Consider the following 24,856-nt stretch of genomic DNA (forward strand, 5'->3'; position numbering starts at 1 on the left):
TGAGGCTAATGAAATGCCTGCTACATCGCTTCCCAGAAGAACGCTCGGACCGCTGCTTCGTGAATATCGAATACGGGCAAAGAAGGGTCAGTTATCGGCGAGTCTGCACATCGAGATCTCGCCCCAGGGGATCAGCCGTCTGGAGGACGGCCACAAGATCAAGATCGCGACCTCCCAACTGAAGGACCTTCTGGACCTCTACCAGGTGACGGAGGGAGAGCGTGAGCTGGTTCTCGGTTTGTGGGATGAAATCAAGCGTCAGGAGCAGATCGCGAAACGGTCTGGCACCGCGAAGGGTTGGTGGCGCGCTTACGAAGACCAGTTGTTGCCCAACTTCGACTACTACCTCTCCTTGGAGTCGGCGACAGACCACATGACGACGCATCAGCTCGTGCTTGTGCCCGGATTGCTCCAAACTCCCGACTATCGTCGTGCTCTCATCAAGGGCTACGAGCCCGACCTGTCAGCGGTCGATGTGGAGCGCCGACTTGAACTCGCGACCCGCCGCCAGGCGAAACTCCAGGACGAATCGTTCCGGCTGGATGTCCTGATTTCCGAAGCGGTACTTCGTCACGAAGCAGGTGGGCCCGCGGTGATGGCCGCGCAACTCCGTCGCCTCGTCGAGCCTGCCGATCGCGCGACCGTCTCTGTGCGCGTGGTGCCCTTCCAGACCGGCGCGCACCCCGGTCTCGTTGTCCTCTCCTTCAGCCTGCTCGAATTCCCGCCGCTCACAAGCCGATTGGTGCAACCACCGGTCATCTACACCGAGGGCGCAGAAGGCGGTCTCTATTTGGAGCGGGAGGATGTGATCGGGCGATATCGCCGGGCGATCGGTGGGATCGAAGCGGTAGCGTTGAACGAGGAAGACACCAGAGACCTGGTGCTGGCCATCGCAAAGGAGTATGCGGCGTGACCGTGAATCCGCCCACCGCAGAGTGGTTCAAGTCCAGCAAGTCACCCCAGGGCAGCGAGTGCTTCGAAGCCCGCTTCGATGCCGACCGAGTCGGCATCCGCGACTCGAAGGACCACGGCCGAGGCCCCGAACTGTGGTTCACGCCCGCCCAGTGGGACACCTTCCTGCGCAGCAATATCTGGAATCGCTGACCGGCCGGTCAGCAGGTAGCCTTTTGCTCCACTATCCGGTCCTGATGTGCGTTTTCTGCCGAAATCGCGTGAAAGTGGAGCAAGAGACTACCGATGGCAGACTTCTATCCACCTGCCTCGCAGCGTATTCGGCCCTCACTATGGTGGATCGGGCTCGGGGTGCTGGCGATACTGGCGGGCGTTATCGGGGCGATCGTGGTGGGGGCCGGCGAGATCACCGGCTGGCGGGACCAGGTGCAGGGCTTCGAGCGGGTTGCGGTGCCCGGGTCGGGGGAGCTGCATTTGGCGGCGGATCACGATTACACGGGGTATTTCGAGTTCGGTGGGGCGAGTGAGTTCGAATTGTCGGACGAGGTTTCGGTGACCATCACCGATCCGGGCGGGCGGCAGGTCGCGTTGCGCGATTACGGGACGAGCGAGTCCTATCAGATCAATGAGCTGGAAGGGCGGGCCGAGTTCACCTTTCACGCGGAGCAGGCCGGAAGCTACCGGCTCACAGCGACCGGGAGCCGTGGCGTGACCGTGGCAGTCGGATCGAAGATGGCGACTTCGCTCGGGTGGAGCATTCTGCTGCCGTTCCTGATCGGCGGCGGTGGGTTAGTTGTCGGCGCGGCGGTTGTGGTGGGCGTGATCGTGCTTCGCGAACGGTCGCGGCGGCGGAGCGGGCACGGTGGCGGACCGTTCTTTCCGCCCGGTCACTGGATGTGACGGGCACGGTACGGTCGGGGGACGGAGCTTGCACGGACGGGAGCCGCCGGGTGCCCGCCCCCGGGCGAAACCGCTTCGGCTACCACGCAACCGGACCCAGGCGGTCGATGAAGATCCCGCTCGGGCCGTCGGCGTCGAGGGTGGCGAGGCGGAGGATCGAGTCGGTGCCCTCGGTGACGGTCAGTGTGCCGGTGTTGTTGTTCATGTCGGTGGCGGCGAACTTCTTGTTCACGATCTCGCCGGGGGTGGCCACGTTGAACTTGATGTTCGGCAGGGCCTGGGCGTAGCGGACGGTCACCATGTTCAGGGCCGCCTTGGACGAGCTGTAGCCCAGCTCGTGCATTTTCGAGACCGCCTGCCCGGGGTCGGTGACGACGCTGAAGGCGCCGCCCCCGCTGGAGACCATCACCACGCGCGGGTTCTGCGCGGCCTGGAGGAGCGGCAGGAAGGCGTTGGTGACGCGGATCGGGCCGTACACATTGGTGTTGAAGACGGAGTGGATTTCGTCGATCGTCACCAGGGCCGGGTTGGTGCCTTTGCCGGGCGCGCCGGCATTGTTGATCAGGACGTCCAGGCGGTCGGTGTGGGTGCGGACCAGTTCCGCTGCCGCCGTGACGGATTCGTCGGAGGCGACATCCAGGGGCACCAGCACCACGTCCATGCCCGCGGCGGTCAGTTCGTCGACGGCGGCCCGGCCGCGCTGCTCGTCCCGCGAGCCGAGGAAGATCGTCCAGCCCATGGCTCCGAGCCGCCGCGCGGCTTCCAGGCCGAGGCCCTTGTTGGCGCCGGTGACGAGTGCGTAGGTCTTGTTCGTGTTAGTCATGCCCACAAGACGTACGACCCCGGCCACGCGTGACAACCTGTGACCGGCGTCACTATCGGGGTCAGTGCACCGTCAGCGCAACCTCGGATTCGAGGCGGGTGAGCTTCTGCGGATTGCGCACGAAATACATGCCGCTGATGCGGCCGTTCGCGACGTCGACGCCCAGCACGCCGTCGAGTTCGCCGTCCAGGCGGAAGCGCAGCGCCGGATTGCCGTTGACCACAATGGGTTCGATGGTGATCTCGGCCCCGGTCTTGGCGATGCCGCCCCGCAGGAAGCGAACCACGTTCTCCGCGCCCACGATCGGCCGCAGGGCCGCCTGCTTGATGCCCCCGCCGTCGCTCATCGAGACCACGTCCGGGGCGAGCACATCGAGCATGCTCTGCAAATCCCCGGTTTCGATCGCGCGCTGGAACGATTCCAGCACCGCCCGTGTCTGACTCGCCGAAACCACCGCCCGCGACCGCCGGGCATCGACATGCTGCCGTGCCCGGTGCGCGATCTGGCGCACGGTCGCCGTCGTCTTGTCCACCGCCGCCGCGATCTCCTCGTACTCCACGTCGAAGACTTCCCGCAGCACGAACACCGCCCGCTCGGTAGGCGTCAGCGTCTCCAGCATCAAAAGCATTGCCGTGGACAGGCTCTCCGCCAACTCGACGTTCTCGGCCACATCCGGACCGGTGAGCAGCGGCTCCGGCAGCCAGGGCCCGACATACGTCTCCTTGCGCCGCCCGAGCGCGCGCAGCCGATCCAGCGCCTGCCGCGTGGTGATGCGCACCAGATAGGCGCGATGATCCCGCACCCCGTCGAGATCGACCGCAGCCCAGCGCATCCAGGTCTCCTGCACGACATCCTCCGCATCGGCCGCCGACCCGAGCATCTCGTAAGCGACCGTGAACAGCAGATTCCGATGAGCCGAGAACGCCGTCACCGCGATATCCCCGGCACGCTCCGCCACCATCGACACTCCTTCACCTCACTCGGGAACCGCTCGCAGGATAACGTCGCCGGGAATGCGAGTACGTCGCCGCCATGTTCGACAAGTTCCCGCGGCCGGATCGCTAGAACGCCGGGTTCGCTGACGTCCGAGTGGTGGTGGAGCCGCCGGCCGATGGGCGGGGCGTGGCGGTGGCGGAGCCGCTCGTGGACGGCCGGACGCTGGTGGTGGTGGCCGCGGTGCAGGTGTAGTTGATGCCGTACTGGCCGGACGTGGTCTTCTTCAAGCAGCCGAACGCCTCCGCCCCTTCCGAGCTGAGCCGCAGCGCCGAGCCCGCGCCGCGGTTACCGCACCACAGGCCGGTCTGGTCCATCCGGCAGTCGTAGTCGCCGAACGAGAGCCGGGTGTCGTAGTCGAAAGTGGGCCCGTTGCCGAGCAGGAATTGCCCCGGATCACCCGCCAGCCGCCCGATACCCGCGGTCGCGCCCGGGAAGTCGACCCAACCGCCCTTCCAATTGCCGCTCGGACTCGAGGACGGCCGCGCCGGCGGATCGTCGAAAGCGACCAGGCATGCCAGGCCCCCGCTCTCGGCGGTCGCCGAGGCCGTCATGCATTGGATCTTCTGCGACGGACTCCGGAAGGCGACCGCGGTACCCAGGTCGTTGACCTTCCCCTCCGAGGTGGTGGCGGTATGGAACTTCGCCACCTCGGCGGTCTTGGCCTCTTGGATCCAGGCGAACACCTCGGCCAGGCTCGCTCCGCTCGGCGGCGCGTTCTGGGCGGGCGGCTTGGAGGTGGTGGGCGCGACGGTCGTCGGCGCCACCGTCACCGACGATGGAAGTGCCGTCGTGCTACCGGATTTCGTGAAGGCGCGCGCCCCGAAGAACCCGCCGACGGCCAGCAACGCCACCACGACGACCGCACCCGCGGTGAGCGCATTGCGCCCGGTGCGGGTCTGCCACCAACGGCTTCGCGCCGGGGGCCGCGCGGGCTGATACCCGTCCACGATGGGCTCGAACACATCCGTGTCCTGCGACCACAGCTCATCATCTTGACGGGGGAATCCCGGCGGCATCGACGTACCTCATTCTGCTCACGGACGCGCCGGTCCGCCCGACCCATCCGTGCGGCAGCATACGATCCGCGTCGGCGCACCGCGACCCCGGCCGATTCCGCTGGGGCGCAGGGGTATCGGGTGTGCGCCTCAAGCCCGCGCGGCGGCTCGGGCTTGGGCGTATTCGATGACGTCCGCGGCGTATTCGGGGGTGTCGGCGCAGCTGCGCAGGAGCTGGTCCACGGCCTGGTCGAGCTCCGGCCCCGGGCCCTGGTCGGCGAGCAGCACGACGATGGCTTCCCAGGTGCCGGTCTGCGGGTCGGGGAGGGCCTGGAGTTCTGCGAGGTACTGGCCGGGCTCGAGCAGGCGGAGAGCGCGGCGGGCGTAGGCGTGCACGCGGCGGGGTAGTTCGGCGCGAATGGCTTCGATATCGCTGGGGCGGACGTGGCCCTGCTGGACGGCGTCGAGGCGGATCGACCACCATTCGGTGGTCTCGGGCGGGAGCGCGTCGGGGAGCAGGCCGGGGCCGGTGGCGGATTCGATGGGGGTCGGCGATAGCGAGAGCTGGTCGTTGCGCCAATTGCAGTACTCCCACCAGGCGGTGGGGGTGGCGTTCAACTCCAGGCCGAAGCGGAGCAGCTGCTGCCCGCCGGTCCAGGTGCGCAGCGTGCGGGTGCGGCCGACCGTCGCGACGCCCTCGGGCTCGACCCGGACCCAGGTCGGGCCGTCGCCGTCAAACCCGTACGGCTCCAGCAGCTTTCCGGTGTCTCGCAGCAGACGGCGCAGGGCGGATTCGGGTCGGACCATGTCGGCAGATTAGCCGGGCGGGGCGACAGAATCGGGTAACACAAGATCGCCAGGCGTGCCGGGGCGAGCGGTGGGCGAGGCTCGGCGGACCGAGCCTCGCACCGGGCTACTTCTTGTCGCCGATCACGCCGTATTCGGTGAGCAGTTCACCGATCTCGGTGGCGTCGAGCCGGTTCAGCATCTTGCGGCGCAGGAACTCCGGGCCGGGGATGTGGACCGGGTCGCCGTCGCGCAGCCGGGTGGCGGCCGCCAGCAGGCTGCGGACGTCGTAGGTGGAGGCGAACACCTCCGGGACGCCGCGCTCGATATCGAGCAGCTGGTAGGCCGCCTCCATACCGGTGCGCACCGAGTACTCGGTGGTGAAGATGCAGTCGCGGGTGGTCTCGGCGAACTGGCCGATGAAGGCGAAGTTCACCGCGCCCTCCGGCACCACCTGCGGCCGGTCACCGGCCTTGCGCGGCATGAAGAAGGACGTGACGTACGGCATCATGACCGGCACGCACTTGGCGGCGTTTGCGGCCAGCTCCGGAATGTCATCGACCGGAACGCCCAGGTGGTACAGCCATTCCTGGGTGATCTCCTCGCCGGTGCACTCCTGCATGGTCTTCTTCACGTAGTCGCCCGGCTTGTCGACGAACAGCGAGTACACCCACACCACCAGCTGATCCTTGGGCTGCTGCTTGAAGTGCGGCTGCCGGTTGACCGTCCAGCTCATCAGCCAGCTGGAATCGGTGACGGTGACGATGCCGCCGGTAACCACCTTGCCGCTGAACGGATCTCGCTTACAGATCTTCCGAATGTATTCGGGGATACGCTGATCCAGCGTGGTGACGGTGGCCGACTCCCACTTGGTCTTGGCGATGTCCCCGGCGAACACCTCGGGGCGGCCGAATGCCGGATCCTTGGCGGCGATGGTGCGCCACAGATCCCATGCGGGCGCGGGACCTTCGTTCAGCTTGGCGGGCGTGTGCTGGTCGCCTTCGTCGGAATTCTCGGTCAGCGAGCCGATGGTCATGAGCAGCAGATCGTTCGGCCCGAGATCCGCCCCGCCCGCGACGCCTTCGGAGACCCAGTGAATCCTGGTGGCCTGCTTGCGATCTCCGCTGAGATCGAAGTCCACGTCGGTCACCGTGGTGTCGAACTTGAAGGTCACGCCCTGATCCAGCAACCACTTGTACAGCGTCCTTGTTGAGCCAGTAGAACTCGTCCAGCACGCTCGCCCCGTCGATCTCCATCGACGGGATGCTGCGGTACAGGTCCCACAGACACTCGAAATGGTTCTCCATCTCGCGCCCGCCGCGAATCACGAAGCCCTTCTTGGGTTCCTTGATGCCGTCGAGCGCACCGCCGGGAAGCTTCAACTCCTCCAGGATGGTGATCTTGCTGCCCGGCAGCTGCCCGTCCCGGATGAGGAAGGCTGCCCCGGAGAGCGAGGCCAGACCGGATCCCACGAACCACGCCGTCTTGTCGTCCACTCCGGCCGGCTTGCGGGGCCGGGCGAACGCTTCGTAATTGCCGTTGCTGTAGTACATGAGACTCCTATCCGTCGATTGGTTCGAAGTGCCTGTGACGCAACCGGTTTCAGTACTTGTAGAAGCCTTCGCCGCTGGCGATGCCGAGCTTGCCCTTATCGATGTAGTTGGACTTCAACCACGCCGCGAGCTGCTCGGCGCCCGCCTCGGTGCTGTTGGACAGGATGTTGTACGGGGTGTTGAGCCCGACGATGTCGAGGATCTGGAACGGCCCCACCGGTGCGCCGGTGCCGATCCGCCAGGTCTTGTCGACGTCCTCGGGATCCGCGTAACCGCCTGCGGCCAAAGCCATTCCGGCATTCAGCAAGGGCACCAGCAGCGAGTTGAGGACGTAACCCGCCTTCTCCTTGTGCAATTCGATCGGCACCATGCCGATGGCCTTCGCGAACTCCACCACCGCCTGGTACACGGCCGGATCGGTGTCCTCGGTGCCCATCACCTCGGCGGTATTGAACTTCCACACCAGGTTCGCGAAGTGCAGCGCCAGGAACTTGTCCGGCCGCCCGGTGGCATCCTTCATGGCGCTGGGCAGCAGCGTGGAGGAGTTGGTGGCGAAAATCGTGCGCTCCGGGGCGAGTTCGCCGAGCTTGCGATAGGTGTCCTGCTTGAGGCTCAGCACCTCCGGCACCGCCTCGATCACCAGATCGGCGTCCGCGACCGCCTGCCCGAGATCGGTGGTGAGGGCGATCCCCGCCGCCGTCGCATCGGCCTTGTCGTCCGCGCCCGGCATCTTGTCGTTCTTGTAGGCCGCGGCCAAGCCCTCGAAGCGCTTGCGCGCCGCGCTCAACGCCTCGTCATTGATGTCGTATGAAGTGACCTCGAACCCGTGAAACGCTGTCTGATAAGCGATCTGGGAACCCAGCACGCCGGTGCCGAGTACGGTCACCTTCCGGATGTCGATGCTCATGCCTGACCTTCCTTTCCTGAAGCAGCGTGGTAACCGAGTTCCGCACAGAACCCGGTGACGATCTGAAGTACCTGTGCGCAAAGGTCTTTCACGGCGTCCTGTCCCGGATGCGCCCCGGTGGCCGGCCGCGCCAGCGTCAGATGCAGGACCGCGAAGGCGCTGCGCCCCGCCAGCTGCGCGCGATACCCGAGATCCGGCGGATCCGCGCCGTGCGCCCGGGCATCCTCGATCAGCCGGTTCGCGATCATCGCCTCCAGCTGCGCGACCAGCGCGAGCCCTTCGGCGCGATAGGTGTCGGCCGGCGAGCCGAAAAGCAGCTCCCGCTGATACGCGACGGCGTTCTCGACATTGTCCTGAGCGGCCTCCAGGATCGGCCGCAGCATGGTGAGCACCGCCTGCGCCGGATCGCTCTCCGAGCGGGACTCCCGATCGCCCCGTTCCAGGGCGGTGCGGAACTGCTCGTTGTAGACCATCAGCAGCAGTTCGCCTTTGGTGGCCGCGTACCGGAACAGCGTCCCCGCCGCGATATCGGCGCGATCGGAGATCTGCTGGGTGGTTGCTCGCTCGTAGCCTATCTCGGCGAACAGGGCGGATGCGGCGGTAAAGATCCGAGCACGTTTGTCCTCCACCTTCTGTGCACGCCGTCCGACCTGGCCGGGATGCCTGGAAATCGCCATACCCACCTCCGAACCTGAGCTCGTTTCTGAGTGGACTCATTTCTGAGCATACTCGCGGCTACCGCATGCGCAACCCCTGGCGGCTCAGGCCGCCGCCAGCACCTCGTCGCGGGAGAGCAGATCGGCGTAGAAGCCGTTGCGGGCCAGCAGTTCTTGATGGGTGCCGCGTTCCACGACGCGGCCCTTGTCGAGCACCACGATCTGATCGGCGTCGCGGATGGTGGAGAGCCGGTGCGCGATGGTGATGGTGGTGCGTCCCGCGGCGAGCGCGTCGATGGCCGCCTGCACCTCACGTTCGGTGCGGGTGTCCAGGGCGCTGGTGGCCTCGTCGAGGATCATGATCGGCGGATTGCGCAGGATGGCACGGGCTACGGCCAGACGCTGCTTCTCGCCGCCGGAGAACCGGTAACCGCGTTCGCCGACCATGGTGTCGTACCCTTCGGGCAGCGACACGATGTGGTCGTGGATCTGTGCGGCGCGCGCCGCGTCGTGCAATTCCGCTTCCGTCGCATCGGGTTTGGCGAAACGCAGGTTGTCCGCGACCGAGGCGTGGAAGAGGTACGTCTCCTGGGAGACGACGCCGACCGCCGCCGCGAGATCCGCGAAGGACAGCTCGCGGATATCGATGCCGTCGAGCGTGACCCGCCCGGCGGTGGGGTCGTACAGCCGCGCCGCGAGATATCCGAGAGTGGTTTTGCCGGAACCGGTTTCGCCGACGATGGCGAGGCTGGTGCCCGCCGGAACGATCAGGTCGACATCGTCGAGGGTCTGCCGATCCGCCGGATCGTAGGCGAACCCGATGTGCTCGAACCGCACCTCGCCGCCGACGGTGGCGGGCAAGGCCACCGGCCGCGCCGGTTCCTCGATATCGGGCCGCAGATCCAGGTATTCGAAGATGCGCCCGAAAAGTGCCATGGAGCTTTGGATTTCGACCCCGGTGGAGAGCAGCATGACGGCGGGGCGCAGCAATCCGGCCTGCAAGGTCGTGAACGCGACCAGCGTGCCGATGGAGACCAGCGGATGTCCCGAGGCCGAGGTCAGCCCGGCCGCCCAGTAGATGATCGCGGGCATGGCCGCCATCACGATGCCGATGGTGGACTGCCGCCAGCGTCCGGCCATCGAGGAGCGGATCTCCAGGTCGACCAAGCCCCGCGATTCCCGGGTGAAGTCGTCGATCAGGGCGGGGGAGCGGCCCATGGTGCGGGCCAGCAGAATGCCGCTCACCGACAGCGACTCCTCCACGATGGCGGACATGGACGCCAGCTGCTTCTGCCGCTGCGAGGTGATGCGCCGCCGTTCGGACCCGACGCGGCGGCTGATCCACACGAACACCGGCAGCATGACCAGCGAGACCAGCGTGAGCCGCCATTCCAGTGCGAACATGGCGATGACGGCCGCGATCACCGAGGTGGCATTGGAGACCAGCGAGGTGGCGGTGGAGGTGACGGTCGACTGCATGCCGCCGATGTCGTTGGCGATGCGCGACTGCACCTCTCCGGTGCGCGTCGCGGTGAAGAACGAGAGCGGCATGGATTGCAGCCGGGCGTAGACCGCCGAACGCAGATCGTGCATGACGTCCTGCCCGACCGCGGTCGAGATATAGGTCTGGAGCACGCCGAACACACTGGTCAGGGCGGCGACCACGATCATGCCGGCGGCGAGGGCGGTGAGCAGGCCGGTGCGCCCGTGCGGCAGGGCATCGTCGATGATGCCGCGCAACAGGAACGGCGAGGCCAGCCCGGCCAGCGAGGACAGGCCCACGAGAGCGGCCACCAGGGCGAGGCGGCCGCGATACGGATGGAAGAGCCGGACGATCCGGCGAAGCTGTGGTTGCGAGGCCATAGGCGCCTCCTTTCGAAGGAACTACGCGCTATAACTGAGCTTGACTCATAATTCTTCCCGAAACAATGATCTATGCTCAGAATCATGGCGAACGCCCCGGAACCCGACCTCCCCGATCTCTTCCTGCGCACCTCCAAGCGCATCCGGCGCAATCAGATGGCCCGGCTCGCGCCGCTCGGCCTGACCCCCTCGCAGGGGCGGGCGCTGCGCATTCTCGGCCACGCCGACGGCCCGCTCACCATGTCCGCGCTGGCGGGCCATCTCGGCATCGTGCCGCGCTCGGCCACCACGGTCGTCGACGGCCTGGCCGCCGCCGGACTGGTCGACCGCGCACCGGATCCGGCCAACCGCCGCTCGACCCTGGTCACCCCGACTACCGCGGGCCGGAAAACCGTGGAACAGATGTCCGCGGCTCGCCGGGCCGCCGCGGCGGAGATCTTCGCGCCGCTCTCCCGGGAGCAGCGAGAAACCCTGCGCGACTTGCTCGCTGCCTTGAACGTGGATTGATCGAGCGGGCGCGAACGCCGCGGCTCATCTGCGACAGCGCATCGCGCGTAGGTGGCGCAGGCCACGTCTTGCTTCCCGATGTGGCGCAAGTTACTGTCCAGTCAGTTTGGGGAACGTAGGGGTTCCCCACAATTCGACTCGGGGCATCGAATGCGATTGATGAAGGTCGGCCGCCGCGCGGCCGGAGCGCTGGCGGCCTGCGCGGCCGCCGCCGTCGTGGGCGGACTGCTCAGCCCGGTCACCGCGGCCACGGAACCGGATGCGGGCGGGCCGGGCGCGGCCTGGACCGCCACCCAGGACGCCGCGCCGCAGTATCCGGGCGTGCACATCGACTGGGACGTGCCGATCACCATGAGTGACGGAACCGTATTGAAGGCCAACGTCTATCGGCCGATGGACGGCGCGGGCAATATCGTCGACGCCCCGTTGCCGACCATCGTCAACCTCACGCCGTACACGAAACTCATGTCCATGATCGCGGATTCGGCGCTGTCGATCCCCGGTCTGGAGAGCGTGCTCAATGGCTTCCTCTCCGGATTCGACCTGTCCGCCTACGGTTTGGGCGGGCTCACCGAACTCACCAAGGCGCTGCCCGGCGGCGCCGCGCGGCTCTTCACCGCCGACCGCAAACTGGTGCAGAGCGGTTACACCCAGGTCGTGGTGGATGTGCGCGGAACCGGCTTCTCCGAAGGGGTTTGGCAGGTCTTCCAGGAGCGCGAACAGCTCGACAGCGTCGAGGTGATCGACTGGGCGAGCAAGCAGTCGTGGTCGGACGGCAAGATCGGCATGAGCGGCATCTCGTACTCCGCCATCAACCAGGTGCACGCCGCCGAACACCAGCCCGCGGCCTTGAAGGCCATCTTCCCGGTCGAGCCGGGCAGCGATCTGGTGCGCGATGTGCTGGCCACCGGCGGCGCGCTCGGATTCGGCTTCATTCCGCCGTGGCTGCTCGGCGTGAACAGCCTGAAATGGATCCCGGATCTGACCGCGATCTTCTCCGGTCAGTTCGACTGGCAGTGGCTGGCCGACCGGCTCCAGAGCCCGATGACCTTCTTCGACTACGTGATTCAGGCGCTGACCATCAATTCGGTGCCGGAGATCCCGGACAATCTGAAGCAGCTGCTGGAGACCGACAGCTCGCTGCGCACCGCCTGGCTCGGGCATCCGGACCGGGTGCGGGTGCCCACCTTCGTGGTCGGCGGCTGGCACGACATCTTCACCTACTCCGAACCGCGCATCTACAACGCGATCGATCTGCCGCCCGGGCAGAAGCAGCTGATCATGGGCGACACCTACCACGTCAATCCGGGTAGCGGCTTCGGCTCGCCCGGTCTGCCGCCGCGCCTGGATGTATTGCAGCGCGCGTGGTTCGACAAGTGGCTCAAGGGCATCGACAACGGTATCGACGGGTACGGCCCCGTCACGCTGTACCAGCAGGGCGGCGGCTGGACCAGCGGCGGCGAATTCCCGCGCGCCGACGTGGATTACCGGCGCATGTACCTCTCGGCCGCACCCAGCGGCACCACCTCGACCAGCCTGCACGACGGCAGCCTGAGCGCGGAACCCGGTGCGGCGGAGCGGCTTACGGTGAGCCCGGGCATCGTGAGCCTGTGCTCGCGGGACAGCGCGCAGATCACCGCGGGCGTGACGGCGCTGCTGGATGCCTGCGCCAAGGACGCGCGGCCGATGGAGCTGAACGGGCTCACCTTCACCAGTGCGCCGGTGAGCGAGGCGACCCTGATCTCCGGCGCGGTGAACCTGCACCTGAACACGGTGCTGGACGCCACCGACGGCTACTGGACCGCCACCCTCAATGATGTTGCGCCGGACGGCAAGTCGACCGTGCTCACCTCGGGCCAGCTGACCGCGTCGCTACGCAAGGTGGACGAGTCCCGGGCAACTCGCTCGGCGAACGGCGACTACACCGACCCCTACCCGTACCTGACCCTCGACGATCGCGAGCCGCTGGTCCCAGGTCAGCCGACCCAGCTCGATCTCGGCCTGACCGCGACCGACGCCGTCCTGCAACCGGGCCACCGGCTGCGGGTGGACGTGTTCGCCTTCAACTTCCCGCGCGGCTTGCCGCTGCGCCCGCTGTTGAACGAGAGCGGACTGCGGCCACAGCACATCGAACTCGATCCGAACGCGCCGAGCTGGGTCAACGTTCCGATCAGTCGCGAGTTGTAAGCGGTAAGGCGGTGGGGGAGAGCACTTTTCGCAGTGCCGCACCCACCGCATCCAGTTCGGCGTCGTCGAGACCGCCGGCGAACCGGTTTTGGATTCCGGCCAGATAGTGCGGGGCGGCTGCGCGAAAGCGTTGCCGCCCTTCGGCTGTGATGGCGACGAACGCCGAACGGCCGTCCTCCGGGTTGGATTCGCGCCGCACCAGCCCGTGCGATTCCATCTCGGTCACCAAGCGGCTCACCCGCGTCCGGCTGAGCACTACGCGCTCGCCGAGATCGCTCATCCGCAATCGCGTCGGGCCGTCGAGTTCCAGAAGTACGTCGTACCAGCTCAGTGGTAGTCCGGTGGCGCGGCGCAACTCGGCGTCGAGTTCGGGCACCAACTTGGCATGCACCTGGAGGAGCGCGGCCCAGGCGCCGAGGGCCGGGTGGCGGCGGTCGGGGGAGTTCGGCACCGGATCAGCCTAACCCATTGCGTGCGCGCGCACATAAGTAGTAGCGTGCACACGCACATAAAATTCACCGGAAGGGAAAACCCATGACCGCGTTGATCACTCGTGAGGAACTCGCCAAGGAGATCGAGGCCGGGACCGTGATCGTGCTCGATGCCCTGGGCGGCGAGTACTACGCCAAGGCGCACCTGCCGGGCGCGCTGCCGCTGGTCGAAGCCGACGTGGACGCGCAGGCGCCGACCCTGCTGCCCGACCTCGACGCCGCCATCGTCACCTACTGCTCCGATGTCTCCTGCCCGAACAGCCAGCAGGTGGCCGGCCGGCTGGAACGGCTGGGCTACACCAACGTTCGCAAGTACCGGGAGGGCATCCGGGACTGGTCCGAGGCGGGGCTGCCGATCGAGCCCTGATCAGGCGAGTGCGGGGAACGGGCGGGCGCGCTCCAGTTGGGCGGCGACCGGGAGGATGGTGGTTTCGCCGTTCGCCGGGGCGATCAGTTGTACCGACAGGGGGAGGCCGTCCGTGCCCAGGCCGGCGGGGATCGAGGCGGCGGGCTGGCCGGTGACGTTCCAGAAGCTGGTGTAGGCGATCATCGGCATGGAGGCCCGCAGGGCGCGGACGGTGCCGGCGCCGTCGAGCACGCCCAGGCGGGGCGGGCGGATGGCGATGGTCGGGGTGAGCAGTAGGTCGAAGTCGCGGAAGATGTCATCGGCGGTGCGCGCCAAGGCTTCCCCGCGCTCGATGGCCCATTCGATCACCGGTTGCCGCGCCCACGCGCCGAGGCGGACGGTTTCGCGGGTGCGGCGTTCCAGCAACGCCGGATCGTCGACCGCGGCCGCCTCGGCGCGCACGCCGCCGAAGAACTGCGGGAGGAAGGCCGGGGTGGATTCGGGGAACTTCGGGTCCACCTCGAAGACCGTATGGCCGAGGCCGGCAAGCAATTGCGCGGTCTCGCGCACCGCGCGGGCGTGTTCGGGATGCGGTTTGATCAGTGGCGCTTGCGGTTTCACGGTGTAGCCGATGCGCAGCGGGCCCGGCTCGCGGGCGGCCGCCGCGGTGAAGGACATGACCGGGTCCGGGGCCCGGAACCGATCCGCCGGATCGTCGCCGCGGATCGCGTCGTAGACGAGGGCGGAATCGCGCACATTGCGGGTCAGCGGGCCGGCGACGCCCAGCGCCCACCACAGATGGGTATTGGGGGCCACCGGCACCCGCCCGCGCTGCGGCTTCAACCCGAACAATCCACAGCAGGCCGCCGGAATCCGGATGGACCCGCCGCCGTCCCCGCCCAGCGCGGCCGGCACCAGCCCGGCCGCCACCGCCGCGGCCGAACCGCCACTGGATCCACCGGTGCTGAACTCCCGATTCCACGGATTCCGTGTCACCCCGAAGGTGCTCGACTCCGTGTACGGCCACTGCCCGAACTCCGGCATGGCCGTCTTCCCCACGATCACCGCCCCCGCCGCGCGCAGTCGCCGCACCACTTCCGCATCCGCCGCCACCGGCCTCCGATTGGCCCGCGTCCCGAAGCTGGTGACCTCCCCGCCCACATCGATCTCGTCCTTGACCGCGATCGGAATCCCGTGCAGCGGGCCGAGTTCCGCCCCCGCCGCCCGCTCCTTGTCCCGCTCGGCGGCCTCGGCCCGGGCCCGCTCGTGCAGCACCCGCGTGAAGGCCCCGAGGTCCGCCCGCTCCTCGATCCGCGTCAGCGTCGCCTCGATCAGCTCCGAAACCGAGACGGCCCCGCTGTCGAGCGCTTCCAGCTGCTGCGTGATGTCGGCGGACGTGACTTCGTTAGTGCCCATACTTCCGAATTCTGGCAGCAACCGGCTCCCATGTCGCCACACCCTTCGGTGCTGAAAACGCCCCCTCGTTGCCTACTGTGGGTGGATGAGTTCCGCAGCGGCCGATCGGCCGAGTTTCGCCAGCGCACGAGCCATTCCCGGATTGCTGCGGTTGATGCGGGTCAATCGGAAATATCTGCACGCGGAGCCGGCGCGGGAACATCTGCGGGAGCGGAGTCTGCGGCCGCTGGCGTACGGTCCGCCCCGGCGACTGCGGTCGGATGTCGAGATCGAGGTGCGGAGGCGCGCGGGGTGGCCGATCTATACGCTCACGCCGAAGCGCGGGCGGGTGCGCGGTGCGGTGGTGTACACGCACGGCGGCGGCTGGGTGAACGAGATCTCCAAGCAGCACTGGGGAGTGTGCGCGGATATCGCGGCGGAGGCGGGGCTGGCGGTGACGGTGCCGATCTATCCGCTGGTGCCGTTCGCCACCGCATCGCAGGTGGTGCCGGTGGTCGCCGAGATCGCGCTCGAGCAGCGGACGGAGTACGGAAACGTCTGTCTGGCAGGTGATTCCGCCGGTGGTCAGATCGCGCTGTCGGCGGCGGTGCTGCTGCGCGACCAGTACGGGGTGACGCTGCCGCGCACGGTGTTGATCGCGCCCGCGCTGGATCTGTCGATGAACAATCCGGAGATCGATATCGTGCTGCCCACCGATCCGTGGTTGGGGCGCAAGGGGATTCAGGTTTTCATCGAGTACTGGCGCGGTGAGCTGCCGCTCGACGATCCGCGGGTGAGCCCGTTGTGCGCGGAGTTGGGCGGGCTCGGCCCGTTGACGATCTTCTGCGGGTCGCGGGACATCGTCTATCCCGACACCAAGCTGCTGGTGGAGAAGGCGCGCGGGGCGGGGGTCGAGGTGGAATTCCATGACGGCGTGGGTTTGGTGCACGTGTACCCACTGACGCCGACTCCGGAGGGGAAAGCCGCACGGAAGGTTATTTTCGCGCGCCTGGCCAGCGCGTTCAATCAATGATTGAAATACTGTTTGAAACCTGTTTCACTACTCGGCATGGTCGAGAAGGTCGCCGCGGGCACCCGCGAACGGTTGCTGGCCGCCGCTGAGCGCTTACTGCTCACCGAGCCGTACGACGAGGTGTCGGTGCGCGGCATCTGCACCGCGGCCGGGGCGAATCCGGCTGCCGTGCACTACCACTTCGGGTCCAAGGAGGCCCTGGTCGGCGCGCTCATCGAGGACCGGCTGGGCCCGCTGTGGGCCGACCGGCTCACCGCTGTGACCGCCGCGCACGCCGACTCGCCGGCCGCCGTGCCCGCCGTGGTGGACGCGGTACTCGCGCCGTTCGTGGAGCTGGCCGCGGATCCGGTCGGCCGCCTGCATCTGCGGCTGCTGGCCCGCTTCGTCATGCGGCGGCAGCTCACCGCATGGAAGCTGCCCTGGTTCCGGATGGATTCCTGGGTCGGCCTACTGCCCGAGCTGGCCGAGCTGGAGGCACGCCGCCGCTGGATGCTGGCCTTCGACCTGATCATCACGCAGTTCGGCAGCACCGGGGACCGGGAGCTGTCCGAACGAGCGGTGGCCACCCTGCGGAATTTCGTGGTGGCCGGATTGACCGCGCCGACAGGAGAACCACAGTGACCGACGTCTTCGCCCCCGCCCAGCTGGGGCCGATCACCTTGCGCAACCGGGTGATCAAGGCCGCCACCTTCGAAGGCCGCACGCCCGACGCGCTCGTCACCGACGAGCTCGTCGAATTCCATCGCGAGGTCGCGGCGGGCGGGGTCGGCATGACCACGGTCGCCTACTGCGCCGTGGCCCCCGGCGGCCGCACCGACCGACATCAGATCTGGATGCGGCCGGAAGCCGTTGCGGGACTGCGTCGATTGACCGATGCGGTGCATGCCGAAGGCGCCGCGGTGAGTGCGCAGATCGGCCACGCCGGACCGGTCGCCAACGCCGCCTCCAACCGGGTGCCCGCGCTGGCGCCGAGCCCCATGTTCAGCCCGCTCGGCATGCGTTTCATGAAGGTGCCCGCCGAGTCCGAGATTCCGGAGCTGATCGCCGCGCATGTGAACGCGGCGCGGCTGGCCGAGCAATCCGGCTTCGATGCCGTCGAAATCCATTTCGGCCACAACTACCTGGTGAGCTCGTTCCTGAGCCCGCTGCTCAATCGTCGCAAGGATCGCTACGGCGGCTCCACCGAGAACCGTGCCCGGCTGGCCCGCGAAATCGCCCGCGCCGTGCAGGAAGCCGTCGGCGACCGGCTCGCGGTAACCGCCAAACTGAACATGGAGGACGGCCGCCCCGGTGGGCTGACCCTCCCGGAGTCCCTTCAGATCGCCGCCTGGCTGGAGGCCGACGGCGCGCTCGATGCCCTCGAATTGACCGCGGGCAGCTCGCTGCTCAATCCCATGCTGCTCTTCCACGGCGACGCCCCGCGCCGCTCCTTCGCCAAAACCCTTCCGGGACCGGCTCGTTGGGGGTTCCGGCTGCTGGGCCGCGCCTTCTTGAAGGAGTACCCCTACCAGGAGGCGTACCTCCTGGAACGCGCCCGCCAATTCCGCCGCGAGCTGTCCATGCCGCTGATCCTGCTGGGCGGCATCACCAACCACGACACCATGTCGACCGCCATGGCGGAGGGTTTCGACTTCGTCGCGATGGGCCGCGCGCTGCTGCGGGAGCCGAATCTGTTGCAGCGCATCCAATCCGACCTCGCGACTCGCTCGGCCTGCGTGCACTGCAACGAATGCATGCCCACCATCTACACCGGCACCCGCTGCGTACTGCGCCCCGTGCGCTGACCGATCGTCAGCGATCGCCCTGCGCCAGATGGGTTCTGGCCTCGTCGTACCCGGCCGCGGCGGGAGCCTCGGCCGGGCCGTAGATCGCGTGGACGACCCCGGACGGGAAAGGCGTGGCCGACAGCAGCCGCAGCGGGATCGACTGCCCGTCCTCGAACAGGCGCGCACCCTTGCCCACCGTGAGCGGATGCACCAGCAGGTGCAGTTCGTCGATCAGACCCGCCGCCAGCAGCTGCCGCACCACCGACGGTGAACCGCTGATGGCGATACCGGTCTCGCCCGGCTCCCGCTTGAGCGCGTCCACGGCTTCGACCAGATCGCCCCGCAACTTCTCGGAATTGCGCCAGGTGAAATCCGGATCCTGGTGCGTCACGACGATTTTGCGGGCATCGCCGAGTGCCTTCGCCATCCCGGCATCGTCGCCGCCGGCGTTCTCACGCTCCGGCCAAGCGCCCGCGAAGCTGTCATAGGTGACCCGGCCGAGGAGCAGGGTGTCGGCTCCGCCGAGCTGGGCGGTCACGGCTTCGCCCATGGCGTCGTCGAAGTAGGGGAAATGCCAGTCCTGCGGGTCGGCGACGACGCCGTCGAGGGAGATGAAGAAGCCGGCGGTGAGTTTGCGCATGACGATGTTCCTGACCTGGGTTGGGTGGATGAATTTCGGTGCGACCACTCGCGTGGTGCGTTCGTAGGTGCAGACGGGAAAGGGTGTGGGAACTCATCGGCGGCCCCGGAATCAATTCCGGGTCAGAGCGTTGGGGGTGAGTATGACCTCGCCACTACAGGCTGTGCGCTTCTCCATCCTGGACCGTTCGCGGACCCGGGCCGGGCAGAGCCATCCGGAGGCATTGCGCGAGACCGTGGAGTTCGCGCGGCTGGCCGAGGAATGGGGATATCACCGGTTCTGGGTGTCGGAGCATCACAGTGTGCCGGGAGTGGCGGGGTCCGCGCCGACCGTGCTGGCCGCGGCGGTGGCGGGGGCTACCGCGCGGATTCGGGTCGGGACCGGTGGGGTGATGCTGCCCAATCATCAGCCGTTGGTGGTGGCCGAGCAGTTCGGGGTGCTGGAGTCGGTGTATCCGGGGCGGATCGATATGGGGTTGGGGCGGTCGGTGGGGTTCACCGACGGCGTGCGGCGGGCGCTCGGGCACGGCAAGCAGGATGCCGACGATTTCGACGAGCGGCTGACCGAGCTGCTCGAGTACTTCGAGAGCGGGCGGTACGGGGTGCATGCTTGGCCGGGGGAGGGGTTGCGGGTTCCGGCGTTCCTGCTGGCGACCGCCTCCGGGGCGGATCGGGCGGCGCGGTTCGGGCTGCCGTTGGTGATCGCCGGTATTTCGGGCGAGGATGCCATGGTCGCGGCAATTGCGCGCTACCGCAACGACTTCCGGCCGAGTGCGTGGGGTGTGGAGCCCTACGTGATGGTGTCCGCGTCGGCGGTCATCGCCGACAGCCCGGAGGCCGCACACCGGCTACTGCTGCCCGAGGCGTGGGCGGCCGCGTATTCGCGCACCCGCGGCGAGTTCCCGCCATTGATCGCGCCCGAACAGGTGGAACGCGAGCCCATGACCGAACGGCAGCGCAAGATCTTCGAGGAGTCGCTGCGCGGGCATATTCACGGCACCGAAGAGACGGTGCTGCCCGCGTTGGAGGACCTGGTGGCGCGCACCGGTGCGGACGAAATCCTCGTCCACACCAGCACTTACGATCGCGCCGCCAAGCTGGAGTCACACCGCCGGCTGCTCACCGCAGTGCGGCGCGCGCCCCGGCGGCTTCCAGTTTGACCCGGGCCGTTTCGGCGACATCCTTGTCGACCTTCTCGAGCACCGCCTTGGGTGCGGCCTCGACCAGGTCCTTGGCCTCCTTCAAGCCCAGCCCGGGAATGATCTCGCGCATGGCCTTGATGACCTGAATCTTCTTGTCCCCGAACGATTCCAGCACCAGATCGAATTCGCTCTGCTCGTCCGCGGCCTCCGCCGCCGGAGCATCCTGGGCGCTGGGCGCCGCGACGGGGGCGGCGGCGCTCACCCCGAACTCCTGCTCGAAAGCCTTCAGAAATTCCGAAAGCTCCAGCAGCGTCATACCTTTGAACACGTCGAGCAACGCTTCGGTGGTCATCTTGGCCATGAGAATTTTCCTTCGAACGCCGACCAGGCGGTGCCTCCCATGATAGGTCAACGCAGGTCATCGCCGCCGAAGATATTTGCTGACGGTTCACATCGTCATCAGGCCGGTGAGCGTCGCCAGCTCGGTGGTGCGGGAGCCACCCGCGAAATCGAGTGTGGAGTAGGCGCGTTCGGCGGCCGCGGGGTGGCCGGCTCCGCAGGCGTCGGTCACCATGATCGGGAAGTAGCCGAGGTCGGTGGCATGGCGGACGGTCGGTTCGATACCTACCTCGAGTGCGATACCGGCGATCGCGAAACTGTCGATGCCCAAGTCGCGCAGGGCGATATCGAGGGGGGTGCCCGCGAACGCCGACATGGTGATCTTGTCGAACACCACCTCGTCCGGGCCGGGGGTCAGTTCCGGGATCAGTTGATACTGCGGTGAGCCCTGCGGAAAAGCCGTCCCGAGGTCCGCCGGATCGTCCACGCGCTGCCACTCCATGGCCGTGCGCAATTGCGCGACTCCCGCCGCGGCCGGCGGAATCGACATGTGGCGGGTGTAGAAGACACGAAAACCGTTGGCGCGGGCGGTATCCCGCAGCTCCAAGCAGGCCTTGGCGATCCGCTCGCCGTCCGGAATCTGGCTCACGATGCCGACCTGCATGTCGTAGACGATCACCGCCATCCGCCCCGGATCGCAGGCATCCTCGACGGTCTGCGGAATGGTCAGGCCGAATGCGCTCCGCACGGGGGCCTCACGCGGTCCGGTCGTAGGGTTCGGCCACATCCACCTCGGGAGACATCAACGCCTCCAACGGCAATGGGGCGGTTACGGGTACATAGGTCCACTCCAGGAAGCCCTTCTTGGTGAGCGGGAAATCCTCGATGTAGCGTTTGGCTTCTTCCACGCTGTCGACCTCGAACACGATCACCACGCCGGGTTCGTCGGCGCGGGCGTAGTTCTCCCGCACGATCCCGGCCTTCCACAACCGCCAGACGTTGGCGACCTCCTCGGGCAGGAACGGGGTGATGGTCTCCAGCGTGACGCCGGGCTTGAATCGATCGAATGTAATCACCTTCATGAGAACCCATGGAAGCGTGATGATTACAGTGTTACAAGAACGCACTTTTCGGTAAGTACCGGAGGCGAGGATGCCACCCAAGCGCTACTACTGCCCCGTCGAGGTGACCGTCGACCTGATCGGGGGCAAATGGAAACCGGTGATTCTCGCGCATCTCAAGGAAGGCGTGCGGCGGTACGGCGAACTGCGGCGGCTGATGCCGGGCACCAGTGAGAAGATGCTGGTCCAGCAATTGCGGGAACTGGAGGCGGACGGCTTGGTGCGCCGCACCGTGTATCCCACTGTGCCGCCGCAGGTGGAGTACGACCTGACCGAGGAAGGCTGGAGCCTGGTCCCGGTGCTGACCGCCCTCTACGAATGGGGCGAGAAGCGGTGTGCGCGAACGGGAGTCGAGATCGAAGAACCGTGACTCCCGCTCGGGTGGGCGATTACGCGGCCTTGTCGCCGCGATCGAGATGCTCGTCCCGCAACCGGCGGTGCATGGCGCACCGGTGCACCGGTCCGGGCTTCACGAATGCGGGATCCAGGCGTTGAGCGAAGGTGAGGTTGTCGCGACGCCAGCAATCCATGCAGACCGGCTCATCCATGTCGTCCTCCTCGGGGTTCTCCGCGTTGAAAGCCTCGCAGCGGTGGAGTTCCCCTTTTTCATGGAATCAGCCGGTCGTGTCCATCACCTCACCGGATTGTTACGAGCGGCGTCAGGAGGCGGCGGTGAGGGTATCGGCGGACAGGCCCGTCAGATACTCGCGCTCGGCGGGAGTGAGCGGACGGGACGCGCCGTCGCCGATGGCCACCAGGGTCGAGGTGGCGGTGAGGTAGACGTTCGCCTCGTCCCGGATCTCGTGCGCCAGGGTGAAGGAGGAGGTGCCGATGCGGGCGACGGTGGTCGCCACCGTGACCGGGGTGCGGCGGAACACCAGCGGGGTGCGGTAGGTGAGGCGCTGGTTGGCGACCACGACATGCCAAGCGGCGTCCGGGGATTCGTGCGCGGCCAGCAGATCGGCGCGGGCCTCGTCCAGGTATTGGGCGAACACCACGTTGTTGAGGTGCTGGAGCGCGTCCATATCGGTGCGGCGCAATTGGATCTGGTAGGTGTGCATCAGGCTTTCAGCTCCTCGAGCATCGCGCGCTCGGTATCCGGGATCGGCCGGGACTTCTGGGTGGCCTGGTCGAACGCGACCATGACGCACACGGCCTTCGAATACACCACGTCGTCGTCGCGGATCTCCTGCTCGAGGGTGAACGAGGAACCGCCGACCCGGGTCACCCAGGACTCCACGCGCACCGGGCGATCGCGATAGCGCAGCGGGACCAAATAGTCGATATCCATCTGGGCTACCACGCTGGAACCGGAGAACTCACGCGACCGGAACAGGTCGATCCGGGTTTCCTCCAGGTAGCGCAGGTGTTCGGCATTGTGCACGTGCCCGTCGGCGTCCATATCGGACCACCGCAGGGGGCAGAGGAAGAGGTGTCGAGCCACCCGGCATTCATACCAAGCGGGAGGTACGGGCTTACGCACCGCTACCCCGTGCGGGGCTCCGCGAGCAATCGCAGAAAGTGTTCGACCTCGGCCTGAACGGCATCCCGACCGGGGCCGAGATACCGGCGTGGATCACTGAGCGCGGGATCGCCGGCCAGTGTCGCCCGCACCGCCTCGGCCAGCGCCACATTCAACCGGGTCGCGATATTCACCTTCGCCATCCCCGCCCGCACGGCCGATCGCAATCCGGCGTCCGGCACCCCCGACGAGCCGTGCAACACCAGCGGCACCGTCAGCTTGGTGGCCAGCCGTGCGATCAAATCGTCGTCGAGCCGCGCGTCCCGGCTGTGCATGGCATGGGAGGACCCCACCGCCACGGCGAGTGCGTCGACCCCCGTGGCCGCCACGAACGCCACCGCCTCATCCGGATCGGTCCGCACGCCCGGCGCATGCGCCCCGTCCTTGCCCCCGACCTCCCCGAGTTCCGCCTCCACGTGCACCCCGCGTTCATGGCACCATTGGGCGATCCGCGCGGTTCGCGCCAGATTCTCCGCGTAGTCCAGCGTCGAGCCGTCGAACATCACCGAGGTGATCCCCAATCGGACTGCCTCCCGGATCAATTCCTCCGAAGTGGCGTGGTCCAGATGTACCGCCAGCGCCGCCCGGCTGGCACCGGCAATCTCCAGGCAAGCGCGGGCCAGCGGCCGCAACCCGCCGTGATAGCGCACCGTATTCTCCGAAATCTGCAATACCGCGGCTTGTTTCGTAGCCTCCGCCGCGGCCGCGATGGCCTCGGCATGCTCGAGCGCGATCACATTGAAGGCTCCCAGCCCGCCCGGGCGAGCCGCCACGATCAGATCGAATACGGGTAGCAACGGCATACGAACCTCCGGAACGGAATGAGCGGGTTCACGAGCGCGCCTGTGTGGCGGTCGTACCCGGGTCGGTGACCAGCACGGTCGGCAACAGTCGCTCGCGCATCTCCGCATCGATCGCCCCCGCGATCGGAACCACCACGGCCGCAGCCGATGTCGCCACCGCATCGCGCAGTATCGCGGGCCAGTCGGGGGTGCCCGGTGCAGCAAGACCCGCGATCACGGCCGCCGCCGCGGCATCACCCGCCCCCGTCGGATTGCCCGACAACGCTTCGGGCAGCGCGGCGGACCAGCTACCGCTAGCCGTCGCCGCGACCATCCCGGCCGCACCGCGCGTCGCGATCACCGCGCGCACGCCGCTGTCCACCAGCGGACGCAACCTGGTTGCCAGCGCGCTGAACTCGACCGCATCCGCGGAGGCGGTGGACTCGTCGGCCGCGCAGGCATTTCGCGCTGCCGGTACCACCGGCCCGGCTCCGTCGGCGCCCACGGACCCGGCGTCCGAATATCCGATCAGGCGCGCGAGCTCCTCGCTGTTGGGCATCAGCACCACGCCGGGCACGGTGGCGGCGAGCAGCAGCGCGTGTCCGTCGACATCGCAGATGGCCGGGACCCCGGCGGCGAGCGCCGCTCGCGCCAAGTCGGCCGGAACCGAATCGGCAACGCCCGCAGGCAAAGAACCGGACACCACGAGCCCGTGCAGCTCCGGCAGGAGTGCACCCACCCGATCCAGCAGCCGGTCCACCGATTCCCGTGGATCGTTCACCCGTGCCCCCGGCTCCCAGAACCCGGTCGCCGTTCCATCCGCCGATTCACTGACCACCAAGGTCCGCCGCACCCACGGCAGCGCGGGAACGAAGTCCGCCCGCAGCTCACGCCCCACGGCGGCCGCGAACTCCAGATCCGCGAATCCCGTGGCGCGCACCGGCTTCCCGAGTTGCGCCAGCACTCGCGCCACATTGATGCCCTTCCCGCCCAGCCGCTGCTCGACCGACATCACCCGCTGCGCCCGCCCTCGATCCAGACACTTGACCCGATAGGTGATGTCGTACGCGGGATTCATCGTGACGGTGAGGATCATGCGCACCATCCGGTCCCGTGGCCGCCGCGGCGATCCAGCCGCACCGACCGTCGGGACGTACGATTCGTAATCGGCCGGGATCGCTTGTGCCGCAGCGAG

The 24,856-nt window shown here is 67.5% G+C and carries 29 protein-coding genes and 1 pseudogene; 11 read left to right on the forward strand and 19 right to left on the reverse strand.

What is annotated here, in order from left to right; all coding sequences use genetic code 11:
* Positions 1-13 precede the first annotated feature (13 nt).
* The 3 genes from NI1_RS31465 (at position 14) to NI1_RS31475 (ending at position 1,812) form a co-directional block, all read left to right on the forward strand.
* Positions 14-913: a helix-turn-helix domain-containing protein gene (locus NI1_RS31465; RefSeq protein WP_067828257.1), complete on the forward strand. Its 900-nt coding sequence runs from the start codon at positions 14-16 to the stop codon at positions 911-913.
* The gene (locus NI1_RS31470; protein ID WP_067828259.1) at positions 910-1,104 is read left to right on the forward strand and encodes a DUF397 domain-containing protein; all 195 of its coding nucleotides are present in this window, start codon (positions 910-912) and stop codon (positions 1,102-1,104) included. Before NI1_RS31465 ends, NI1_RS31470 begins: the two co-directional genes overlap by 4 nt.
* A 93-nt stretch (positions 1,105-1,197) precedes the next feature.
* On the forward strand, positions 1,198-1,812 hold the full coding sequence (locus NI1_RS31475) for a hypothetical protein (RefSeq protein ID WP_157535438.1): 615 nt from the start codon (positions 1,198-1,200) through the stop codon (positions 1,810-1,812).
* A gap of 79 nt (positions 1,813-1,891) precedes the next feature.
* Here NI1_RS31475 and NI1_RS31480 read toward each other — a convergent pair whose 3' ends face one another.
* The 8 genes and pseudogenes from NI1_RS31480 to NI1_RS31515 form a co-directional block, all read right to left on the reverse strand.
* Positions 1,892-2,635, reverse strand: coding sequence for an SDR family NAD(P)-dependent oxidoreductase (locus tag NI1_RS31480; protein WP_067828265.1), 744 nt, complete (start codon positions 2,633-2,635; stop codon positions 1,892-1,894).
* 61 nt (positions 2,636-2,696) lie between these two features.
* A complete protein-coding gene (locus NI1_RS31485) occupies positions 2,697-3,596 on the reverse strand; it encodes an RNA polymerase sigma-70 factor (RefSeq protein ID WP_067829137.1) in 900 nt (299 codons plus the stop codon).
* A 100-nt stretch (positions 3,597-3,696) separates the two neighbouring features.
* On the reverse strand, positions 3,697-4,593 hold the full coding sequence (locus tag NI1_RS31490) for a hypothetical protein (protein WP_157535439.1): 897 nt from the start codon (positions 4,591-4,593) through the stop codon (positions 3,697-3,699).
* A gap of 183 nt (positions 4,594-4,776) precedes the next feature.
* The gene (locus tag NI1_RS31495; protein ID WP_067828270.1) at positions 4,777-5,433 is read right to left on the reverse strand and encodes a hypothetical protein; all 657 of its coding nucleotides are present in this window, start codon (positions 5,431-5,433) and stop codon (positions 4,777-4,779) included.
* Between the two features lie 106 nt (positions 5,434-5,539).
* Positions 5,540-6,965: pseudogene (locus NI1_RS31500) on the reverse strand (oleate hydratase).
* Positions 6,966-7,014: 49 nt separating this feature from the next.
* Positions 7,015-7,872: a 3-hydroxyacyl-CoA dehydrogenase gene (locus NI1_RS31505; RefSeq protein WP_067828273.1), complete on the reverse strand. Its 858-nt coding sequence runs from the start codon at positions 7,870-7,872 to the stop codon at positions 7,015-7,017.
* Positions 7,869-8,549 (reverse strand): TetR/AcrR family transcriptional regulator, encoded by a 681-nt coding sequence (locus tag NI1_RS31510; RefSeq protein WP_067828276.1) that lies wholly within the window; start codon positions 8,547-8,549, stop codon positions 7,869-7,871. The genes NI1_RS31505 and NI1_RS31510 overlap by 4 nt, the downstream gene beginning before the upstream one ends.
* Positions 8,550-8,633: 84 nt before the next feature.
* Positions 8,634-10,391 carry an ABC transporter ATP-binding protein gene (locus tag NI1_RS31515; protein WP_067828279.1) on the reverse strand — a complete coding sequence of 586 codons (1,758 nt, stop codon included), beginning with the start codon at positions 10,389-10,391 and terminating at the stop codon, positions 8,634-8,636.
* Between the two features lie 84 nt (positions 10,392-10,475).
* Between NI1_RS31515 and NI1_RS31520 the strand changes: the two genes are divergently transcribed.
* Entirely contained in the window at positions 10,476-10,898 is a 423-nt protein-coding gene (locus NI1_RS31520) for a MarR family winged helix-turn-helix transcriptional regulator (RefSeq protein WP_067828282.1), read from the forward strand.
* A gap of 159 nt (positions 10,899-11,057) precedes the next feature.
* Positions 11,058-13,085: a CocE/NonD family hydrolase gene (locus NI1_RS31525; protein ID WP_067829140.1), complete on the forward strand. Its 2,028-nt coding sequence runs from the start codon at positions 11,058-11,060 to the stop codon at positions 13,083-13,085.
* On the opposite strand, the gene NI1_RS31530 is transcribed toward NI1_RS31525, so the two are convergent.
* Positions 13,069-13,536, reverse strand: a complete 468-nt coding sequence (locus NI1_RS31530; protein ID WP_067828286.1) for a MarR family winged helix-turn-helix transcriptional regulator — start codon at positions 13,534-13,536, stop codon at positions 13,069-13,071. The two genes, NI1_RS31525 and NI1_RS31530, sit on opposite strands and share 17 nt — an antisense overlap.
* A gap of 83 nt (positions 13,537-13,619) precedes the next feature.
* Between NI1_RS31530 and NI1_RS31535 the strand changes: the two genes are divergently transcribed.
* Positions 13,620-13,943: a rhodanese-like domain-containing protein gene (locus tag NI1_RS31535; RefSeq protein WP_067828289.1), complete on the forward strand. Its 324-nt coding sequence runs from the start codon at positions 13,620-13,622 to the stop codon at positions 13,941-13,943.
* On the opposite strand, the gene NI1_RS31540 is transcribed toward NI1_RS31535, so the two are convergent.
* Positions 13,944-15,338, reverse strand: a complete 1,395-nt coding sequence (locus NI1_RS31540; protein ID WP_067828292.1) for an amidase — start codon at positions 15,336-15,338, stop codon at positions 13,944-13,946.
* Between the two features lie 85 nt (positions 15,339-15,423).
* Between NI1_RS31540 and NI1_RS31545 the strand changes: the two genes are divergently transcribed.
* The 3 genes from NI1_RS31545 to NI1_RS31555 are packed head-to-tail and all read left to right on the forward strand — an operon-like array spanning position 15,424 to position 18,134.
* Positions 15,424-16,350: an alpha/beta hydrolase fold domain-containing protein gene (locus NI1_RS31545; protein ID WP_067828295.1), complete on the forward strand. Its 927-nt coding sequence runs from the start codon at positions 15,424-15,426 to the stop codon at positions 16,348-16,350.
* Positions 16,351-16,386: 36 nt separating this feature from the next.
* Positions 16,387-16,971, forward strand: a complete 585-nt coding sequence (locus tag NI1_RS31550) for a TetR/AcrR family transcriptional regulator (RefSeq protein ID WP_067828298.1) — start codon at positions 16,387-16,389, stop codon at positions 16,969-16,971.
* Positions 16,968-18,134 (forward strand): NADH:flavin oxidoreductase, encoded by a 1,167-nt coding sequence (locus NI1_RS31555; protein ID WP_067828301.1) that lies wholly within the window; start codon positions 16,968-16,970, stop codon positions 18,132-18,134. Before NI1_RS31550 ends, NI1_RS31555 begins: the two co-directional genes overlap by 4 nt.
* Before the next feature lie 7 nt (positions 18,135-18,141).
* Here NI1_RS31555 and NI1_RS31560 read toward each other — a convergent pair whose 3' ends face one another.
* Complete coding sequence (locus NI1_RS31560; protein ID WP_067828304.1) at positions 18,142-18,756, reverse strand: dihydrofolate reductase family protein; 615 nt, start codon at positions 18,754-18,756, stop codon at positions 18,142-18,144.
* Positions 18,757-18,898: 142 nt separating this feature from the next.
* Here NI1_RS31560 and NI1_RS31565 point away from each other — a divergent pair, with 142 nt between their 5' ends.
* Positions 18,899-19,915, forward strand: a complete 1,017-nt coding sequence (locus NI1_RS31565) for an LLM class flavin-dependent oxidoreductase (protein WP_067828306.1) — start codon at positions 18,899-18,901, stop codon at positions 19,913-19,915.
* Here NI1_RS31565 and rplL read toward each other — a convergent pair.
* The 3 genes from rplL to NI1_RS31580 form a co-directional block, all read right to left on the reverse strand.
* A complete protein-coding gene (gene rplL / locus NI1_RS31570; protein WP_067828309.1) occupies positions 19,875-20,258 on the reverse strand; it encodes a 50S ribosomal protein L7/L12 in 384 nt (127 codons plus the stop codon). The two genes, NI1_RS31565 and rplL, sit on opposite strands and share 41 nt — an antisense overlap.
* 87 nt (positions 20,259-20,345) lie before the next feature.
* Positions 20,346-20,984: a cysteine hydrolase family protein gene (locus NI1_RS31575; protein WP_084524069.1), complete on the reverse strand. Its 639-nt coding sequence runs from the start codon at positions 20,982-20,984 to the stop codon at positions 20,346-20,348.
* Positions 20,985-20,991: 7 nt separating this feature from the next.
* Positions 20,992-21,318, reverse strand: coding sequence for a YciI family protein (locus tag NI1_RS31580; protein ID WP_067828312.1), 327 nt, complete (start codon positions 21,316-21,318; stop codon positions 20,992-20,994).
* A 70-nt stretch (positions 21,319-21,388) separates the two neighbouring features.
* Between NI1_RS31580 and NI1_RS31585 the strand changes: the two genes are divergently transcribed.
* Complete coding sequence (locus NI1_RS31585) at positions 21,389-21,727, forward strand: winged helix-turn-helix transcriptional regulator (protein WP_067828315.1); 339 nt, start codon at positions 21,389-21,391, stop codon at positions 21,725-21,727.
* A 19-nt stretch (positions 21,728-21,746) separates the two neighbouring features.
* On the opposite strand, the gene NI1_RS38260 is transcribed toward NI1_RS31585, so the two are convergent.
* The 5 genes from NI1_RS38260 to NI1_RS31605 all read right to left on the reverse strand — a co-directional run bounded on the left by NI1_RS38260 (position 21,747) and on the right by NI1_RS31605 (position 24,757).
* Complete coding sequence (locus NI1_RS38260) at positions 21,747-21,905, reverse strand: hypothetical protein (RefSeq protein WP_157535440.1); 159 nt, start codon at positions 21,903-21,905, stop codon at positions 21,747-21,749.
* Between the two features lie 111 nt (positions 21,906-22,016).
* Complete coding sequence (locus NI1_RS31590) at positions 22,017-22,418, reverse strand: acyl-CoA thioesterase (protein WP_067828317.1); 402 nt, start codon at positions 22,416-22,418, stop codon at positions 22,017-22,019.
* Positions 22,418-22,801, reverse strand: coding sequence for an acyl-CoA thioesterase (locus NI1_RS31595; RefSeq protein ID WP_218026850.1), 384 nt, complete (start codon positions 22,799-22,801; stop codon positions 22,418-22,420). Before NI1_RS31595 ends, NI1_RS31590 begins: the two co-directional genes overlap by 1 nt.
* A 41-nt stretch (positions 22,802-22,842) precedes the next feature.
* Complete coding sequence (locus NI1_RS31600) at positions 22,843-23,682, reverse strand: class II fructose-bisphosphate aldolase (RefSeq protein WP_067828323.1); 840 nt, start codon at positions 23,680-23,682, stop codon at positions 22,843-22,845.
* Positions 23,683-23,710: 28 nt separating this feature from the next.
* Entirely contained in the window at positions 23,711-24,757 is a 1,047-nt protein-coding gene (locus NI1_RS31605; protein ID WP_067829146.1) for a PfkB family carbohydrate kinase, read from the reverse strand.
* Between the last annotated feature and the right edge of the window lie 99 nt (positions 24,758-24,856).

It is taken from the genome of Nocardia inohanensis NBRC 100128, from assembly GCF_001612945.1.
Classification (GTDB): Bacteria; Actinomycetota; Actinomycetes; order Mycobacteriales; family Mycobacteriaceae; genus Nocardia; species Nocardia inohanensis.

What these genes read in the sequence shown, in the direction of transcription:
- NI1_RS31465 (WP_067828257.1), top strand. Translation starts at nt 14, where the DNA reads ATGCCTGCTACATCGCTTCCCAGAAGAACGCTCGGACCGCTGCTTCGT.
- NI1_RS31475 (WP_157535438.1), top strand. Translation starts at nt 1,198, where the DNA reads ATGGCAGACTTCTATCCACCTGCCTCGCAGCGTATTCGGCCCTCACTA.
- NI1_RS31480 (WP_067828265.1), bottom strand. Translation starts at nt 2,635, where the DNA reads ATGACTAACACGAACAAGACCTACGCACTCGTCACCGGCGCCAACAAG.
- NI1_RS31485 (WP_067829137.1), bottom strand. Translation starts at nt 3,596, where the DNA reads ATGGTGGCGGAGCGTGCCGGGGATATCGCGGTGACGGCGTTCTCGGCT.
- NI1_RS31495 (WP_067828270.1), bottom strand. Translation starts at nt 5,433, where the DNA reads ATGGTCCGACCCGAATCCGCCCTGCGCCGTCTGCTGCGAGACACCGGA.
- NI1_RS31505 (WP_067828273.1), bottom strand. Translation starts at nt 7,872, where the DNA reads ATGAGCATCGACATCCGGAAGGTGACCGTACTCGGCACCGGCGTGCTG.
- NI1_RS31510 (WP_067828276.1), bottom strand. Translation starts at nt 8,549, where the DNA reads ATGGCGATTTCCAGGCATCCCGGCCAGGTCGGACGGCGTGCACAGAAG.
- NI1_RS31515 (WP_067828279.1), bottom strand. Translation starts at nt 10,391, where the DNA reads ATGGCCTCGCAACCACAGCTTCGCCGGATCGTCCGGCTCTTCCATCCG.
- NI1_RS31520 (WP_067828282.1), top strand. Translation starts at nt 10,476, where the DNA reads ATGGCGAACGCCCCGGAACCCGACCTCCCCGATCTCTTCCTGCGCACC.
- NI1_RS31525 (WP_067829140.1), top strand. Translation starts at nt 11,058, where the DNA reads ATGAAGGTCGGCCGCCGCGCGGCCGGAGCGCTGGCGGCCTGCGCGGCC.
- NI1_RS31535 (WP_067828289.1), top strand. Translation starts at nt 13,620, where the DNA reads ATGACCGCGTTGATCACTCGTGAGGAACTCGCCAAGGAGATCGAGGCC.
- NI1_RS31540 (WP_067828292.1), bottom strand. Translation starts at nt 15,338, where the DNA reads ATGGGCACTAACGAAGTCACGTCCGCCGACATCACGCAGCAGCTGGAA.
- NI1_RS31545 (WP_067828295.1), top strand. Translation starts at nt 15,424, where the DNA reads ATGAGTTCCGCAGCGGCCGATCGGCCGAGTTTCGCCAGCGCACGAGCC.
- NI1_RS31550 (WP_067828298.1), top strand. Translation starts at nt 16,387, where the DNA reads ATGGTCGAGAAGGTCGCCGCGGGCACCCGCGAACGGTTGCTGGCCGCC.
- NI1_RS31560 (WP_067828304.1), bottom strand. Translation starts at nt 18,756, where the DNA reads ATGCGCAAACTCACCGCCGGCTTCTTCATCTCCCTCGACGGCGTCGTC.
- NI1_RS31565 (WP_067828306.1), top strand. Translation starts at nt 18,899, where the DNA reads ATGACCTCGCCACTACAGGCTGTGCGCTTCTCCATCCTGGACCGTTCG.
- rplL (WP_067828309.1), bottom strand. Translation starts at nt 20,258, where the DNA reads ATGGCCAAGATGACCACCGAAGCGTTGCTCGACGTGTTCAAAGGTATG.
- NI1_RS31580 (WP_067828312.1), bottom strand. Translation starts at nt 21,318, where the DNA reads ATGAAGGTGATTACATTCGATCGATTCAAGCCCGGCGTCACGCTGGAG.
- NI1_RS31585 (WP_067828315.1), top strand. Translation starts at nt 21,389, where the DNA reads ATGCCACCCAAGCGCTACTACTGCCCCGTCGAGGTGACCGTCGACCTG.
- NI1_RS38260 (WP_157535440.1), bottom strand. Translation starts at nt 21,905, where the DNA reads ATGGATGAGCCGGTCTGCATGGATTGCTGGCGTCGCGACAACCTCACC.
- NI1_RS31590 (WP_067828317.1), bottom strand. Translation starts at nt 22,418, where the DNA reads ATGCACACCTACCAGATCCAATTGCGCCGCACCGATATGGACGCGCTC.
- NI1_RS31600 (WP_067828323.1), bottom strand. Translation starts at nt 23,682, where the DNA reads ATGCCGTTGCTACCCGTATTCGATCTGATCGTGGCGGCTCGCCCGGGC.
- NI1_RS31605 (WP_067829146.1), bottom strand. Translation starts at nt 24,757, where the DNA reads ATGATCCTCACCGTCACGATGAATCCCGCGTACGACATCACCTATCGG.